The sequence below is a fragment of the Pseudomonas sp. WS 5071 genome (assembly GCF_012985765.1).
Taxonomy (GTDB): Bacteria; Pseudomonadota; Gammaproteobacteria; order Pseudomonadales; family Pseudomonadaceae; genus Aquipseudomonas; species Aquipseudomonas lundensis_A.
In genome coordinates, this window is sequence record NZ_JAAQWY010000036.1 from 1 (window position 1) to 14,885 (window position 14,885).

The 14,885-nt window shown below is 59.5% G+C and carries 13 protein-coding genes and 1 pseudogene; 10 read left to right on the forward strand and 4 right to left on the reverse strand.

All coding sequences use genetic code 11. From position 1 onward, the window contains the following. Positions 1 to 110 precede the first annotated feature (110 nt). Positions 111 to 557 (forward strand): annotated as a pseudogene (locus HBN61_RS19435) (phosphatidate cytidylyltransferase); the annotation flags it as partial. Between the two features lie 56 nt (positions 558 to 613). Here the strand turns inward: HBN61_RS19435 and HBN61_RS19440 are convergent. Next, positions 614 to 892: a YheV family putative zinc ribbon protein gene (locus HBN61_RS19440; RefSeq protein WP_094991871.1), complete on the reverse strand. Its 279-nt coding sequence runs from the start codon at positions 890 to 892 to the stop codon at positions 614 to 616. After that, positions 889 to 2,940 (reverse strand): oligopeptidase A, encoded by a 2,052-nt coding sequence (gene prlC / locus HBN61_RS19445; RefSeq protein ID WP_094991888.1) that lies wholly within the window; start codon positions 2,938 to 2,940, stop codon positions 889 to 891. The genes HBN61_RS19440 and prlC overlap by 4 nt, the downstream gene beginning before the upstream one ends. Before the next feature lie 102 nt (positions 2,941 to 3,042). Between prlC and HBN61_RS19450 the strand changes: the two genes are divergently transcribed. Further along, positions 3,043 to 3,591, forward strand: a complete 549-nt coding sequence (locus tag HBN61_RS19450) for a gamma carbonic anhydrase family protein (RefSeq protein WP_170047653.1) — start codon at positions 3,043 to 3,045, stop codon at positions 3,589 to 3,591. Positions 3,592 to 3,623: 32 nt separating this feature from the next. Further along, the gene (locus HBN61_RS19455) at positions 3,624 to 4,268 is read left to right on the forward strand and encodes an HAD family hydrolase (protein WP_094991873.1); all 645 of its coding nucleotides are present in this window, start codon (positions 3,624 to 3,626) and stop codon (positions 4,266 to 4,268) included. A gap of 60 nt (positions 4,269 to 4,328) precedes the next feature. Here the strand turns inward: HBN61_RS19455 and HBN61_RS19460 are convergent, their stop codons facing one another. Beyond that, entirely contained in the window at positions 4,329 to 4,808 is a 480-nt protein-coding gene (locus tag HBN61_RS19460; RefSeq protein WP_094991874.1) for an Mpo1 family 2-hydroxy fatty acid dioxygenase, read from the reverse strand. 236 nt (positions 4,809 to 5,044) lie between these two features. Between HBN61_RS19460 and HBN61_RS19465 the strand changes: the two genes are divergently transcribed. The 7 genes from HBN61_RS19465 (at position 5,045) to HBN61_RS19495 (ending at position 14,203) form a co-directional block, all read left to right on the forward strand. Beyond that, positions 5,045 to 5,626: an alpha/beta hydrolase gene (locus HBN61_RS19465; protein ID WP_169962435.1), complete on the forward strand. Its 582-nt coding sequence runs from the start codon at positions 5,045 to 5,047 to the stop codon at positions 5,624 to 5,626. A 50-nt stretch (positions 5,627 to 5,676) separates the two neighbouring features. Further along, positions 5,677 to 6,570 (forward strand): sigma 54-interacting transcriptional regulator, encoded by an 894-nt coding sequence (locus HBN61_RS19470; protein ID WP_170047655.1) that lies wholly within the window; start codon positions 5,677 to 5,679, stop codon positions 6,568 to 6,570. Between the two features lie 142 nt (positions 6,571 to 6,712). Further along, complete coding sequence (locus HBN61_RS19475) at positions 6,713 to 7,495, forward strand: MetQ/NlpA family ABC transporter substrate-binding protein (protein ID WP_094991877.1); 783 nt, start codon at positions 6,713 to 6,715, stop codon at positions 7,493 to 7,495. A gap of 111 nt (positions 7,496 to 7,606) precedes the next feature. Beyond that, a complete protein-coding gene (locus HBN61_RS19480) occupies positions 7,607 to 8,752 on the forward strand; it encodes an RHS repeat-associated core domain-containing protein (protein WP_170047684.1) in 1,146 nt (381 codons plus the stop codon). Positions 8,753 to 8,988: 236 nt separating this feature from the next. Continuing rightward, positions 8,989 to 10,080, forward strand: a complete 1,092-nt coding sequence (locus tag HBN61_RS19485; RefSeq protein ID WP_094994923.1) for an efflux RND transporter periplasmic adaptor subunit — start codon at positions 8,989 to 8,991, stop codon at positions 10,078 to 10,080. Beyond that, entirely contained in the window at positions 10,077 to 11,144 is a 1,068-nt protein-coding gene (locus HBN61_RS19490) for an efflux RND transporter periplasmic adaptor subunit (protein ID WP_170047657.1), read from the forward strand. The genes HBN61_RS19485 and HBN61_RS19490 overlap by 4 nt, the downstream gene beginning before the upstream one ends. Further along, complete coding sequence (locus tag HBN61_RS19495; RefSeq protein WP_170047659.1) at positions 11,141 to 14,203, forward strand: efflux RND transporter permease subunit; 3,063 nt, start codon at positions 11,141 to 11,143, stop codon at positions 14,201 to 14,203. The genes HBN61_RS19490 and HBN61_RS19495 overlap by 4 nt, the downstream gene beginning before the upstream one ends. A gap of 103 nt (positions 14,204 to 14,306) precedes the next feature. On the opposite strand, the gene HBN61_RS19500 is transcribed toward HBN61_RS19495, so the two are convergent. Further along, positions 14,307 to 14,564, reverse strand: a complete 258-nt coding sequence (locus tag HBN61_RS19500; RefSeq protein WP_169962447.1) for a hypothetical protein — start codon at positions 14,562 to 14,564, stop codon at positions 14,307 to 14,309. Between the last annotated feature and the right edge of the window lie 321 nt (positions 14,565 to 14,885).

Sequence of the window (14,885 nt, forward strand, 5' to 3'; positions counted from 1 at the left end):
GACGAAGATCCATGGCGGACACCTCTTTCCAGGACACATCACACCTCCTAAGGGGTCAATGTGTCCTATTAAAAGTGTTCGCGATGTCTCCGAACATTGTGTTCGCTATGTCCCCGGTCCATACAATGCTGGAGCTGGAGGGATTCCAGGGACAGAACGCTCTGCTGCTGTTCTATATGGTCTTTGTTGTGCAGATGAGTGATGTCCTGCAGTACGTGTTTGGAAAGCTCTTCGGCAAACATAAAGTCGCCCCCCTGGTAAGCCCCTCAAAAACCGTTGAGGGCCTGGTGGGCGGCGGTCTGGCGGCGACCCTTATTGGCGGGGGGATGTTTTGGATGACGCCCTTCAGCTTCTGGCAATCACTGCTGATGGCATTTGTGATCGTTGTGATGGGTTTTGTGGGAGGGCTGGTGATGTCAGCAATCAAGCGCAGCCTGAGTGCCAAAGATTGGGGCACGCTCATCAAAGGGCACGGCGGAATGCTCGACAGGATGGACTCGGTTTGCTTCGCGGCACCGATCTTCTTTCACCTGACGCGCTACTTCTTCACCGCCTAAAAGCCGCCCCTGTGGTCGCCCCGCATTAGCTTTTGGCGACCACAGGGCTTGGGGTGTTAAGGCTTTTTCAGCTTCGGATTGGGAAAGAACTGCACCGCCTGCACCTTGGGGTCAGGCGCTTTATTCAACGCCGATGTATTAACCCGCGTTCCCAACTCCTTGGGTACCGACAGGCCCTGTTCATTCAATGTGTCCGAATAACCGCAGGCCACGCATTCACGGTGCGGCACGTCGTTTTCATTCCACATCATCAATTTGTCAGGCTCGCTGCACGCCGGGCATACAGCCCCGGCGATAAAGCGTTTTTTGGTTTTGATCACGGGTGCATCGCTCATGCTGCCGAGTCCTCGGTCAGGCCGCTGTGACGCAACAGCGCGTCAATCGATGGCTCACGGCCACGGAAATCCTTGAACAGCTCCATCGGCGCTTTGGAACCACCGCGGGCCAGAATCGCCTGACGGAACGCCTTGCCGGTGTGCGGGTTGAACACGCCTTCTTCTTCAAAACGCGAGAACGCGTCCGCCGACAGCACTTCCGCCCACTTGTAGCTGTAGTAACCCGCGGCATAACCGCCTGCGAAGATGTGTGCAAAGCTGTTCGGAAAGCGGTTGTACGCCGGTGGACGCATAACCGAGACCTCGTCACGGATGCCATCGAGCACTTGTGCCACGCTGCGGCCGTCACCGTGGGTGGCGTGCAATTCAAAGTCAAACAGCGAGAACTCCAGCTGGCGAACCATCATCAGCCCGGACTGGAAATTCTTGGCGGCGAGCATTTTCTGCAGCAGGTCTTGCGGCAAGGCTTCGCCGGTTTCGTAGTGGCCGGAAATCAGGGCCAGGCCCTCAGGCTCCCAGCACCAGTTTTCCATGAACTGACTGGGCAGCTCGACCGCATCCCATGCCACGCCATTGATACCGGACACGCCGGAGTGTTCGATCTCGGTCAGCATGTGGTGCAAACCGTGACCGAATTCATGGAAGAGGGTGGTCACTTCGTCGTGCGTCAGCAGGGCAGGCTTGCCCGCCACTGCCGGGGTGAAGTTGCACACCAGGTTCGCCACCGGGCTTTGCAATACACCTGCTGCCGTGCGACGACGGTCGCGGGCGCCGTCCATCCACGCACCACCACGCTTGTTGGCGCGGGCGTACAAGTCAAAGAAGAAACGCCCGACATGCTGGCCGTTTTCCTTGATTTCAAACAGCCGAACGTCCGGGTGCCAAGTGTCGAAGCCTTTGAGCTCAACGATCTCGATGCCGTACAGGGTATGCACGATGTCAAACAGGCCCTTGAGCACTTTGTCGATCGGGAAATACGCGCGCAAGGTTTCCTGGGACACGCTGTAGCGCTGCTCGCGCAGCTTCTCACCGAAGAACCCGGTGTCCCAGCTTTTCAATTGCGGGCAACCTTGCTCGGCGGCGTACGCTTGCAGTTGCTCCAGGTCACGCGCGGCAAACGGCTTGCTGCGCTTGGCCAGATCACGCAGGAAGGTCAGTACCTGGTCCGGCGTCTCGGCCATTTTGGTGGCAAGGCTCAGCTCGGCAAAACTGCCGAAGCCCAACAACTGCGCCAGCTCCTGGCGCAGGTCGAGGATTTCTTCCATCACCGGGCCGTTATCGAACGTACCGGCATTCGGGCCTTGATCCGACGCACGGGTGCAGTACGCCGCGTAGACTTCTTCGCGCAGCGCGCGGTCTTCGGCGTACGTCATGATCGGGTAATAGCTCGGGAATTCGAGCGTAATCAGCCAGCCGTCCAGCCCTTTGGCTTGAGCAGCTGCGGCCATTTGCGCCTTGGCCGACTCGGTCAGGCCCGCCAGAGCGGCTTCGTCCGTGATGTGCTTGGTCCAGGCTTGCGTGGCGTCCAGCAGTTGGTTGGAGAATGTGCTGCCCAGCTCGGACAGCTTGCTCTGCACCTCCGCATAGCGCTTTTGCTTGTCGAGCGGCAGGTCGATACCCGACAGACGGAAGTCGCGCAGCGAATGCTCCAGAATGGTCAGTTGCGCCTGATCGAACGTTGCCACTTGCGGGCTATGCGCGAGGGCTTCGAACGCTTGGAACAGTGCGCGGTTCTGACCCATTTCAGTCGAATACGCACTCAAGGCTGGCAAGCATGCCTCGTAAGCAGCACGCAGCTCAGCGCTGTTGCACACGGCATTTAAATGGCTGACCGGGCTCCAGGCTGCGCCCAGTCGGTCGTTCAGCTCATCCATGGCCAGCACCAGACCTTCCCAAGTTGGGTTACGGCCCTGTTCTTGAAGAATTTTTTCGATGCCGGCGCGGTTGTCAGCGAGGATCTGCTCGATGGCCGGCTGCACGTGCTCAGGACGGATCGCCGAGAACGGCGGCAGGTCGTAGGGCTGCAATAGAGGGTTGTTCTCGCTCACGTTAAGCACCTTGGCTGGAAGAAACATTGGGCCATCTTAATTACAATCGCCGCAGACCGCAGCCCTGTGACGCCCTATTACTGCTAAAGAAGGAAGCTATTTGTGTCCATCCGTCCGTTCCAGCAGCACACCCCCGCATTGGGCGAACGCGCCTTCGTTGACCGTTCAGCCGTTGTGATCGGCGATGTAGAGATCGGCGCCGACAGCTCCGTCTGGCCATTGACCGTGATTCGCGGCGACATGCACCGCATCCGTATTGGCGCGCGCACCAGCGTGCAGGACGGTTGCGTGCTGCACATCACACACGCCGGGCCGTTCAACCCCGAGGGTTACCCGTTGCTGATCGGGGACGACGTAACCATCGCGCACAAAGTCATGCTGCATGGCTGTACCGTGGGCAGCCGCGTGTTAATCGGCATGGGCAGCATCGTGATGGACGGAGCCGTCATTGAAGACGATGTAATCGTTGGCGCAGGCAGCCTGGTGCCGCCCGGCAAGCGCCTGGCCAGCGGGTTCCTGTACGTTGGCAGCCCGGTCAGGCCAGTGCGCGCGCTGAACGACAAGGAACAGGCCTTCTTCACATACAGCGCTGGCAACTACGTCAAACTCAAGGACCAACACTTGGCCGAAGGCTACCACCAGCCCGTTTGAGCCTCTCCACGATCACGGCTTAGGAGCCCTGCATGCATTACCAAAACGTATTGTTTGACCTCGACGGCACGTTGACCGACCCGCGTGAGGGTATTACGCGCTCGATTCAGTACGGCCTGAGCAAAATGGGCATCGACGAACCTGACGTGCGCACGCTGGAACACTTCATTGGCCCGCCCTTGCTGCAAGCGTTCATGGCCACGTATGGCTTTGACGAGGCCAAGGCCTGGGAAGCCATGGGTTATTACCGCGAACGGTTTGCCGTGACCGGGCTGTATGAAAACCACGTATTCGAAGGGGTGACGCCGCTGCTGGAAGAGCTGGTCAGTCAAGGTCGACAGCTGTTTATCGCCACCTCCAAGCCACAGGTGTACGCCCGCGAAATCGCCCGGCACTTTGACTTCGCCCGGCACTTCAAGGTGATTTACGGCAGCGAGCTGGACGGCACACGCACCAATAAAGTCGAGCTGATCCGCCACTTGATGAGCGAGCAAGGGCTCGACCCGGCGCAGACCTTGATGATCGGCGACCGCAAGCATGACCTGATCGGCGCCCGCGACAACGGCCTGGATGCCGCCGCGGTGGGGTATGGGTTCGGCAGTTTCGAAGAGCTGAGCGCGTTCGCGCCCACCTACCACTTTCAAACCCTGGCGCAACTGCATCAGGCGTTCAGATAAGCCCCGCAACGGGGTCGTCGCTGCCGCAGATGCCCGGGTACCAAACACCCGCTCAATGCGTCAGCGACTGCTTCGTTCGATCGCCTGCTGCAAATCCTTGCGCCAGCCCAGCAAAAAACCCAGCTCCACCACGACAAACAGCGGCCCCACGATCAGCCCGGTCACGTCATCGATGAACGCCGGTTTTCGACCTTCGTAGTAATGCCCCACAAACTGAATGACCCACCCCAGCACAAACAACCCGACGCCCCAGCCCAGCCACAGCCCCGTGCTCAGGGCCGCCAGCGCATACCCGAGCCACACGGCCAACCCCAGCAATAGCGTCATCAACAGCCCGAGCCGTAACTCAAGTCGCAAATAAAACACCGCGCTGGCCACCATCAACACCAACGCGGGCGAAATTGCGGCCCACTGCGGGCGTGACAACAACGTCGCCACGGCAATCACGATCAGCGGAATGCCGACGAAGTGGGTCAGGATATTTCGCGCATCGCGGTGATACGCCGCGTACTGGCTCAGGTGCTCGACGAGGGTTTTCATGGCGCAGCCTTTGGGATTAACGATGACCCCCAGTGTAGGCACCCCGTGACACCCGCGCAGACGGCCAAAAGTACTTAATTACGGCCAGTGACGGGGTGAATTACGGCTCAGTGTCGCGAGTGAGGGTCCTTGTTAAGTTCTTTTAGTTATTAATAAATAGCTTCTTATTCCTTAGCGAATCTAAAAGCCATCCCTATACTGACCCGGTAACACACCCAAGCTGGAGGCGCACACCCATGGGCAACGAGTCGATTCGCTATTTGATAGTGCCGGGCTGGCAAGGTTCGGCCGACGATCATTGGCAAACCCACTGGCAGAACAGCCTGCCCAACGGTGCCCGTGTGGAACAGGCTGATTGGCTGACGCCACGTCGCGAAGACTGGATCGCCGCACTGGCCGAAGCGATTGCCGCTGATAACACACCGGTGATTCTGATTGCTCACAGCCTGGGGTGCATCACCGTGGCGCATTGGGCCGAACGGGCACCTGCCAGTCTGTTAAGCCAAGTACGGGGCGCGCTGCTGGTGGCGCCGGCCGATGTCGAACGCCCTGCCTGTGCGCCCGCCCTGCGTAACTTTGCACCGATTCCGGCACAGCGTTTGCCGTTCCCGAGCCAGATCGTCAGTTCTGATAACGACCCGGCCGTGAGCGCCTCCAGGGCAATGGAATTTGCCCGCCAATGGGGCGCGGAGATCGGAATCATCAGCGGCGCCGGACACATCAACGTCAAGTCCGGGCATCAGCGCTGGGAGCAAGGTTTCGCTTTTTTGTATCGCCTGCAAACCCGCATAGAGCACGACGCCCTGCGCCGCGCATGATTTTTCTGTAACGCCCGCGCCCACCCTCCGGCGGCGGGCGGGAGCCTGCCATGAGCCTGCATGAAACTTTCGGTCAGCCACTGCTGACGTTTCCTGACGCTGAAAAAAGCCCACTGAGCATTCGCGCCAAGGCGCTGGTGTTTGTCGACCCGCGCTCACGCCAATTGCGCAGCGACCTCGAACTGTTGGCGCCTCGTTCACTGCCAGTACTGATCCGTGGCGAGACCGGCACCGGCAAGGAACTGCTGGCCCGCCACATTCATCGCGCCAGCGACCGTACGGGGTTATTTGTGTCGGTAAACTGCGGCGCGATCAGCCCCACCTATGCCGACGCTGAGCTGTTTGGCTACGCAGCCGGAGCCCACAGCAGTTCTGCCAGCAGCCGGGCGGGGTGGTTCGGGTCGGCCAACGGCGGCACGTTGTACCTGGACGAGATCGGGGATTTGCCGCTGGCGATTCAAATCAAATTACTGGCCGCGCTGGAAAACCACGAAGTTACCCGCGTGGGTGCCCATCAGCCCAACCCGGTGGATGTGCGGCTGGTGGCGGCCACCAGCATTGACCTGGCGCAGGCGGTCGCGGCGGGCAAGTTCCATGAACGGCTGTATCACTATTTGAGCGAAGGGCGACTGGACTTGCCGGCCTTGCGCGAACGCCCGGGGGATATTTTGTCGCTGGCTGAATACTTTTTGGGGGTCTACAGCCAGCGTCTGAGCCTGCCCGTGCCTTTTATCAGCGACAGCGCGCAACAGGTACTCGAACGCCACAGTTGGCCCGGCAACACCCGCGAGCTGGAGAACGTGATCCATTTTGCGTTGCTGGTGAGCACGGGCGATGAGATCCAGCCCGAGCATTTGAACCTGCCGGATGCGCTGAGTCAGATCGAATTGTTCATCAGAGGCGCGACCGAGCAAGAGCTGGCAGCGCTCAAAGCCCTGTTGTAGGGCCTGAGAACGTCTTTAAATAACTAATAGATATAAGCAAGCGATTAAAAATTATTATTAGGGAATAAAGAATCTCGGTATTGTCAGCTCCGTCATCCAAATCAAGCCGTCATTCGAACGGCCACGTACGTAGGGGCATTGCATGAAAAAGGTTCTGTTGTTTACCGCATTGGCGGCTGCTTTGACGGCAGGCCTGGCGCAGGCTGGCGAGAAACTGGTGGTCGCTGCGACCCCCGTTCCCCACGCCGAAATCCTTGAGCTGATCAAACCGGCCCTCGCCAAAGAAGGCGTGGACCTGGACATCAAAGTCTTCACCGACTACGTGCAACCCAACGTGCAGGTCGATCAGAAACGTCTGGACGCCAACTATTTCCAGACCCTGCCGTACTTGGAGAGCTTCAACAAAGGTAAAGGCACTCACCTTGAAACCGTGATCGGCGTTCACGTTGAACCGTTTGGGGGTTACTCGAAGAAAGTTAAATCGCTGGCCGAACTCAAAGACGGTGCAACCATCGCGATCCCCAACGAAGGCAGCAACAGCGGCCGTGCGTTGATCCTGTTGCAGAAGGCCGGTTTGATCGAACTCAAAGACCCTGCAAATGCCGTCTCGACCCCCAAGGACATCGCCAAAAACCCGCACAATTTCAAGTTCAAAGAGCTTGAATCCGCCATGCTGCCCCGCGTGCTGGATCAGGTCGATCTGGACATGATCAACACCAACTACGCACTGGAAGCAGGCTTGAACCCGGCTAAAGATGCCTTGGTGATTGAAGGGGCTGATTCGCCTTACGTGAATTACCTGGTTGCCCGCCCGGACAACAAGAACAGCGAAGCTATCCAGAAACTGGCCAAAGCCCTGACCAGCCCTGAGGTCAAAGCGTTCATTGAGAAGAAATACAACGGTGCCGTGCTGCCAGCGTTTTAACCCGCGCAGCGTCACCCCAAACGCCGACGGCTTGCACAGCGTCGGCGTTTTTTATTGCGCGTTACATCACCTAGCAGAGTTGCTAGGTAGGCAGCGTACCGTTTGACGGTGATGCTTGCTGCAACTCAGGCAAAGAAGCGCTCGGTCATGCCCCGCACACACTACGGCTACGACCCGCTGGATCGCTTGACCACCCACCAACTTGACTCAGCGCCACCTGCGCAGCGCTTTTATAACCGTGAACGCTTGAGTACACAGCTGCAGGGCGATCAACGCCAGTCGGTCTTTCAGTTCCAGAACCAACTCCTGGCAACCCGCAGAGCTGCCGACGCACAGCTTCTGGTGACTGACCAGCAACGCAGCGTGTTACTCGAACTCAGTGCTGGCGAAAAGGGTGCTTTGGCGTATAGCCCTTATGGGCATCAGACGGCTCAACCTGGGCAGCAAAGCCTGTTGGCTTTTAACGGAGAACTTCCTGACCCTTCAACCGGACACTATCTGCTAGGCAATGGCCATCGGGCCTACAACACCGTGCTCATGCGCTTCAACAGTCCGGACCGGTTAAGCCCGTTTAGTGCAGGAGGGATCAACGCCTATGCCTATTGCAAAGGGGACCCGGTGAATCGGGTAGACCCCAGCGGGCGGTTAGCCCTGGACAATATTCTTTCTATCGCACTCTCAATACTCGGCGTGGCTAGCGGCATCAATGGGGCCATACCCGGTGTCGGGTTTTGGAGCGCACTCAAAAACCTGAAAAAAAATACAATCTCGGTCGCTGCCGTGGCGAGAGTCGTCGGAACAACAGTGGGAATAACAGCCAGTGTCGTCGGCGTGGGCCGGCAGGTGGCAGCATCCAAGGACGAGGGGGATGACGGTAACGCACTGCTTTGGTCAATGCTGGGCCTCTCGGCACTGGGTTTAGCAGGAGGCGTGGGTGCTAACGTGTTCGGCTGGAGAGCGATGCGCAAACAGGCCAGACAGGCGAGAGCCAATAGTGCGTTTGTTGAAACCTACGACTTTTTTAGAAGCCTCCCACAGGGCTCAAGAACCCAATCGCCCGTGGCTAACCGCGCTACGCCTGTCTCGTCAGCAAGCGTCTCAAGATCGTCTTCATCGGCAGGGGCTCCTGAGCCTTCAGCACCGCCTCTAGAGGTTTCTCAGGAATCTTTTAACAATCAGGCAAGACAAATTTATGTGCTGAAAGAGCTGACCAAAATCCAGGCGAAAGCCGGAGATATAAGACGAAGCTCCTTTTAATCTGCGCACAGCCCCAAGCCGTCCCGCCCCCCTTCGAACGACCCACCCCATCGTCTGCTCCCTTTGAGGGATAACGCGTTAATTGACCAACGCCTGTGGCTTTCATATGGGCGACTTCTTACAAAGAAACAGACATGATTACCTGTCACCGCACATAGAGTCCGACAGACACTGAACCCTGTTCTACGCTGTCAGTCGTATCGTCAGCTAAATCAGCATCACGCAAAGGAGCCTGCATGGCTGGTCCTCGAAGTATGGGTATGTTGGGCGTCAGCCTGGTGGTATTGCTGACCGCGTGCGGTAAAGAAGCCCCCAAAGCGCCTCTGTCGCCACGGGTGTATGTACAGCAGGTGAGCACGCGCGAATTTGCGCCCCCGATTCAACTCAGCGGAGACATTCAGGCGCGGGTCGAAACCCAGCTTTCTTTCCGCGTGGGCGGCAAAATTATCGAGCGTAGCGTAGACGTCGGCGATCATATTCAGGCCCATCAAGTGCTGGCGCGCCTGGACCCCAAAGATTTGAAAATCCAGGTCGCCACGGCGCAGGCCAGCGTGAATGCCCAGCAGGCGCAAGTGGTGCAAACCCGCGCCGCGTTTATCCGTCAGCAAAAACTGCTGCCAAAGGGCTATACCAGCCAAAGCGAATACGATGCCGCCAACGCCGCACAACTCAGCGCACAAAGTGCACTGACCGCTGCTCAGGCGCAGTTGGCCAATGCCCGCGAACAGTTGAGTTACAGCAACCTCGAAGCCGAAGCACCGGGTGTCATTACGGCGCGACAGGCCGAAGTAGGGCAGGTGGTGCAAGCCACCATGCCGATTTTCACATTGGCCCGCGACGGCGCCCGTGATGCAGTGTTCAACGTTTACGAGTCCCTGTTCATCGAACCGCCCAAGGACCCGACCGTGCAGGTCACGTTGCTCAGCAATCCGCAGATCAAGGTCAAAGGCCAGATTCGGGAAATCACCCCCACCGTGGCGGCGCAAAGCGGCACCCTGCAAATCAAGGTACAGCTCGATGAACTGCCCAAGGGCATGGATTTAGGCTCGATCGTCAGCGTCAACCTGACCCCGCCGCCCAGCCGCAGCATCGAACTGCCCTGGTCGGCACTGACCAAAGACGTCAGCGAACCCGCTGTGTGGCTCGTGGACGACAACAACAGCGTGCGCCTGCAACGGGTGAAAGTCGGGCGTTATCTGACCGGCAGCGTCATCATCAACGAAGGCCTCAAGGACGGAGAGAACGTCGTGGTCGCAGGCGGCCAATTGTTGCACCCCGGCATGCAGGTCGAGATTGCCCCCGTCCCGGCCGGAGGTATTGAGCTATGAAGCCCTTCTGGATCGTGCCATTGGCCGCCGCCCTGCTGGTCGGTTGCTCCGAAGCAAAAGCCCCGGAACCGGTTCGCCCTGCGCTGTACGTGGTGGCTGAGCCTCAGCTGACAGAACACTTCGGCCGCTTCGCCGGCAATATCGAAGCGCGTTACGAAAGCACCTTGGGCTTTCGCGTGCCGGGGCGCATTGTGCGGCGTTATTACGACGTCGGCGCCGTGGTGAAACAGGGCGATATTCTGGCCAACCTCGACCCGACCGATCAGCAAAACCAACTGCGCGCCGCGCAAGGCGATCTGGCCAAAGCGCAGGCGCAGCTCATCAACGCACAAGCCAATGCCCGTCGTCAGCAAGAGCTGTTCAACCGCGGCGTCGGCGCCCAGGCGCAACTTGATACTGCCCAGGCTGACCTGAAAACCACGGCGGCTTCGATGCAACAGGCCGTGGCGGCGGTCAACCAGGCGCAAGACCAGCTCAGTTATTGCAACCTGCGCGCCGACCATGACGCCGTCATCACCGACTGGAAAGCCGAAGCTGGCCAAGTGGTCAGTATCGGTGAAGAGGTCGTCACGCTGGCCCGCCCCGAAATCAAGGAAGCCGTGATTGACCTGCCGGGGCCATTGGCCGAGGCGTTGCCCAAAGGCATCGAATTCCAAGTGGCGGGGCAGCTTGATCCCAACGTGAAAACCACCGCCCATGTGCGGGAAATCGCCCCGCAGGCCGACAGCGCCACCCGCACCCGGCGTACCCGCCTGACGCTGGACCAGACGCCGCCCGCGTTTCGCCTGGGCAGCTCGGTCAGCGTGACCGTCAGCAGTCCGATTGCCGAGCATTTCGAGCTGCCCGTCACCGCCCTGCAAGAAACCGACGGCAAAACCCGCGTGTGGATCATCGACACGCCCTCGCACACTGTCAGCCCGCATGAGGTCACCGTGCTGCGCCGTAACGCGCACACGGCGCTGCTGAGCGGCGGCCTCAAGAGCGGCGACAAAGTGGTCATTGCCGGGGTGAACAGCCTCACGCCCGGACAGAACGTCAGACTGGATAAGGAAAGCTCGCAATGAATGGGAAGTTCAACCTGTCCGAGTGGGCCCTGAAGCATCAGTCGTTTGTCTGGTATTTGATGTTCGTCGCGGTCCTTGCCGGGATCTTTTCGTACATGAACCTGGGGCGCGCCGAAGACCCCAGCTTCGCCATCAAGACCATGGTGATTCAGACTCGCTGGCCGGGCGCCACGGTCGATGAAACCATGCTGCAGGTCACGGACCGGATCGAGAAAAAACTCGAAGAACTCGACTCGCTGGACTACGTGCAAAGCTACACCCGCCCCGGTGAATCCACGGTGTTCGTGTTCCTCAAGGACACCACCGAGGCCAAGGCGATTCCGCAGATCTGGTACCAGGTGCGCAAGAAAATCGACGACATTCGCGGCGACTTCCCCCAAGGCATTCAAGGCCCGGGGTTCGACGACGAGTTCGGTGATGTGTACGGCACCATTTACGCCTTTACCGGCGACGGCTTCACCATGCGCCAACTGCGCGATTACGTGGAGCATGTGCGCACCGGGATTCGCGACGTGCCCAATCGCGGCAAGGTGATGACCATTGGCGAGCAGGATGAGACGTTTTACCTGAATTTCTCGACCCGCAAACTCGCTGCGCTGGGGCTGGATCAGCAGCAGGTGCTGCAAAGCCTGCAAGCACAAAACGCCGTGACCCCCGCCGGGGTGATCGAAGCGGGGCCGGAGCGCATGTCGGTGCGCACCTCCGGGCAATTCCACACCACTGAAGACCTCGAAGCCGTCAACCTGCGGGTCAATGACCGGTTCTATCGCCTGGCAGACATTGCCGAAATCACCCGGGGTTATGTTGACCCTGCTTCACCGATGTTCCACTACAACGGTAAACCGGCCATCGGCCTGGCCATCGCCATGAACGATGGCGGCAACATTCAGGCGTTCGGGCAGGAACTGCAACAACGCATCGACGACCTGACCGCCGAACTGCCGCTGGGGGTGGACGTGCACATGGTGTCGGACCAGGCCCAAGTGGTTGAAGTGGCCGTGGGCGGCTTCACCAGTGCGCTGTTCGAAGCGGTGATTATCGTGCTGGGGGTGAGTTTTATCAGCCTCGGCCTGCGCGCCGGACTGGTGGTGGCCATCTCGATCCCGCTGGTGCTGGCGCTGGTGTTTGTGTTCATGGAGTTCACCGGCATCGCCATGCAGCGGGTGTCGCTGGGTGCGCTGATCATCGCCCTTGGCCTGCTGGTGGATGACGCCATGATTACCGTGGAGGTCATGATTACGCGGCTCGAAATGGGAGAAAGCAAGGAGCAAGCGGCCACGTTTGCCTACCACTCCACGGCTTTCCCGATGCTCACCGGCACGTTGGTGACGGTCGCCGGTTTCGTGCCTATCGGGCTCAACAACAGCTCGGCCGGGGAGTACACCTTCACCCTGTTCGCGGTGATAGCCGTCGCGATGCTGGTCTCGTGGGTGGTGGCCGTGTTGTTCGCGCCGGTGCTGGGCGTGCATATCCTCAGCGCCAAGGTCAAACCCAAGCCCGAGAAGCCAGGGCGTCTGGCCCATGCGTTTGATACGGGCCTGCTGTGGTGCATGCGCCATCGGTGGCTCACCATTGGCGCGACTGTGCTGATGTTCGTGCTGTCGGTGTTCGGCCTGGGCCTGGTACAAAACCAGTTCTTCCCGTCGTCAGACCGACCTGAAATTCTGGTGGACCTGAACCTGCCGCAAAACGCCTCCATCGCTGAAACCCTCAAGGTCACTCAGCGCTTTGAGGACACCCTCAAGGGCGACCCGGACATCGTGCGCTGGAGCAGTTACATCGGCGAGGGTGCGATCCGTTTCTACCTGCCGCTGGACCAGCAACTGCAAAACCCGTTTTTTGCCCAACTGGTGATCGTCAGCACCGGGCTTGAGAGCCGCGATGCGCTGATGGCTCGCCTGGAGAAACGCTTGCGCGACGACTTTGTGGGCGTCGGCACGTTCGTGCACACCCTTGAGCTGGGGCCGCCGGTGGGTCAGCCGCTGCAATACCGCGTCAGTGGCCCGAACATCGATCAGGTGCGCAAACACGCGATTGATCTGGCCACGGTGCTCGATGCCAACCCGAACGTCGGTGAAATCAACTTCAACTGGAACGAACCGGGCAAAGTCCTGCGCATCGACATTGCTCAGGACAAAGCCCGCCAGTACGGCCTCTCGTCCGAAGACGTGGCCCGCGTGATGAACAGCATCGTCAGCGGCGCGGCGGTCAGTCAGGTCAAAGACGACATTTACCTGATCAACATTGTCGGCCGGGCGGTGGGCACCGAGCGGGACTCCCCGGAAACCCTGCTCAACCTGCAAATCACCACCCCGAGCGGCACCTCCATTCCATTGCTGGCCTTTGCCTCCGTGCGGTATGAACTGGAGCAACCGCTGATCTGGAGCCGCGACCGCATCCCGACCCTGACCCTCAAAGCGTCGGTGCGCGGCAGCATGCAACCGACCGATCTGGTGGCGGACCTCAAGCCGGCTATCGACAAATTTGCGGCAGAGCTGCCCCGTGGCTACACGCTGCAAACCGGTGGCACAGTGGAGCAAAGCGCCAAGGCGCAAGGCCCGATCGCGCACGTGGTGCCGTTGATGCTGTTTTTGATGGCGACCTTTTTGATGATCCAGTTGCAGAGCGTGCAGAAGATGTTTCTGGTGGCCAGTGTCGCGCCACTGGGGCTGATCGGCGTGGTGCTGGCGCTGGTGCCGACCGGAACGCCTATGGGCTTTGTGGCGATCCTGGGGATTCTGGCGCTGGTGGGCATCATTATTCGTAACTCGGTGATTCTGGTGACGCAGATCGACCAGTTCGAGCGCGACGGCTACGACCCGTGGCACGCCGTGGTGCAAGCGACTGAACACCGTCGTCGGCCGATCTTGCTGACTGCTGCGGCCGCCAGCCTGGGCATGATCCCGATTGCCCGCGAAGTGTTCTGGGGGCCGATGGCCTACGCCATGATTGGCGGCATCATCTCTGCCACCTTGCTGACCTTGCTGTTCCTGCCCGCGCTGTACGTGGCCTGGTACAAAATCAAGGAGTCGAAGGAACCCAGCCCGGTCGCCAAATAATCGAGGCAGGGGGCGTATGCGGGAGGGCTAAAGAGAGGCCCGCCTGCAAAAGCCCCTCATCCCAACCCTCTCCCGCCGGGAGAGGGTGCGTGAGCGCGGGCTTTCAGTCCGACCGCAACACCACGACCCCCAGCACATCGCAGCCTTCCTGCAACAACAGCGCAGTCGCCTCACACACCGCGTTCAATTCCTGCTGGGCACTGCTGGCGGCGCTTAAGTGGGACAAACTGCGTAACAAATTCTTGGCCGCCTGAAAGCGCTGCTCGGCACAACAGAGCAGGGCAGAGACAGAGGCGCGGGTATCAATCAGAAGAACGTCGGAGCCGACAGGGTTGTCGGTTTGCGGAAGGTAATGCGGCATTTTTCAAACTCCTGAAGAGAAGGAGCCACTTCAATCAGCTTGCACGCAGAAAGAGGGTGGCAGCTGTGCGCGGGTGTGCAAGACCGGTTACCTACCCACCCGGCAGACCCTGAGGTCTCCCGCGCACAACCGCCATAACGCAGGTGCAGGCGCGGAGCCTAGCAAGCGAAATGGAAAGTTGGAATCGGTAGGGACAGGCTTGCACACCTGATCGCTGAAAATTCAGCGACGGCGCGGACTATAGGCAGCCCGTAACGGCCATCACAATGGGGGCAAACACGAGCAAGCCTGATCCCACAACAGTCAGGGAAAGGTCCGTAG

Bases quoted from the DNA above. Each gene is read 5' to 3' on its own strand.
- HBN61_RS19500 (WP_169962447.1), bottom strand. From the start codon at position 14,564: ATGCCGCATTACCTTCCGCAAACCGACAACCCTGTCGGCTCCGACGTT.
- HBN61_RS19460 (WP_094991874.1), bottom strand. From the start codon at position 4,808: ATGAAAACCCTCGTCGAGCACCTGAGCCAGTACGCGGCGTATCACCGC.
- HBN61_RS19495 (WP_170047659.1), top strand. From the start codon at position 11,141: ATGAATGGGAAGTTCAACCTGTCCGAGTGGGCCCTGAAGCATCAGTCG.
- HBN61_RS19480 (WP_170047684.1), top strand. From the start codon at position 7,607: ATGCTTGCTGCAACTCAGGCAAAGAAGCGCTCGGTCATGCCCCGCACA.
- HBN61_RS19465 (WP_169962435.1), top strand. From the start codon at position 5,045: ATGGGCAACGAGTCGATTCGCTATTTGATAGTGCCGGGCTGGCAAGGT.
- HBN61_RS19455 (WP_094991873.1), top strand. From the start codon at position 3,624: ATGCATTACCAAAACGTATTGTTTGACCTCGACGGCACGTTGACCGAC.
- HBN61_RS19475 (WP_094991877.1), top strand. From the start codon at position 6,713: ATGAAAAAGGTTCTGTTGTTTACCGCATTGGCGGCTGCTTTGACGGCA.
- HBN61_RS19440 (WP_094991871.1), bottom strand. From the start codon at position 892: ATGAGCGATGCACCCGTGATCAAAACCAAAAAACGCTTTATCGCCGGG.
- HBN61_RS19470 (WP_170047655.1), top strand. From the start codon at position 5,677: ATGAGCCTGCATGAAACTTTCGGTCAGCCACTGCTGACGTTTCCTGAC.
- HBN61_RS19490 (WP_170047657.1), top strand. From the start codon at position 10,077: ATGAAGCCCTTCTGGATCGTGCCATTGGCCGCCGCCCTGCTGGTCGGT.
- HBN61_RS19485 (WP_094994923.1), top strand. From the start codon at position 8,989: ATGGCTGGTCCTCGAAGTATGGGTATGTTGGGCGTCAGCCTGGTGGTA.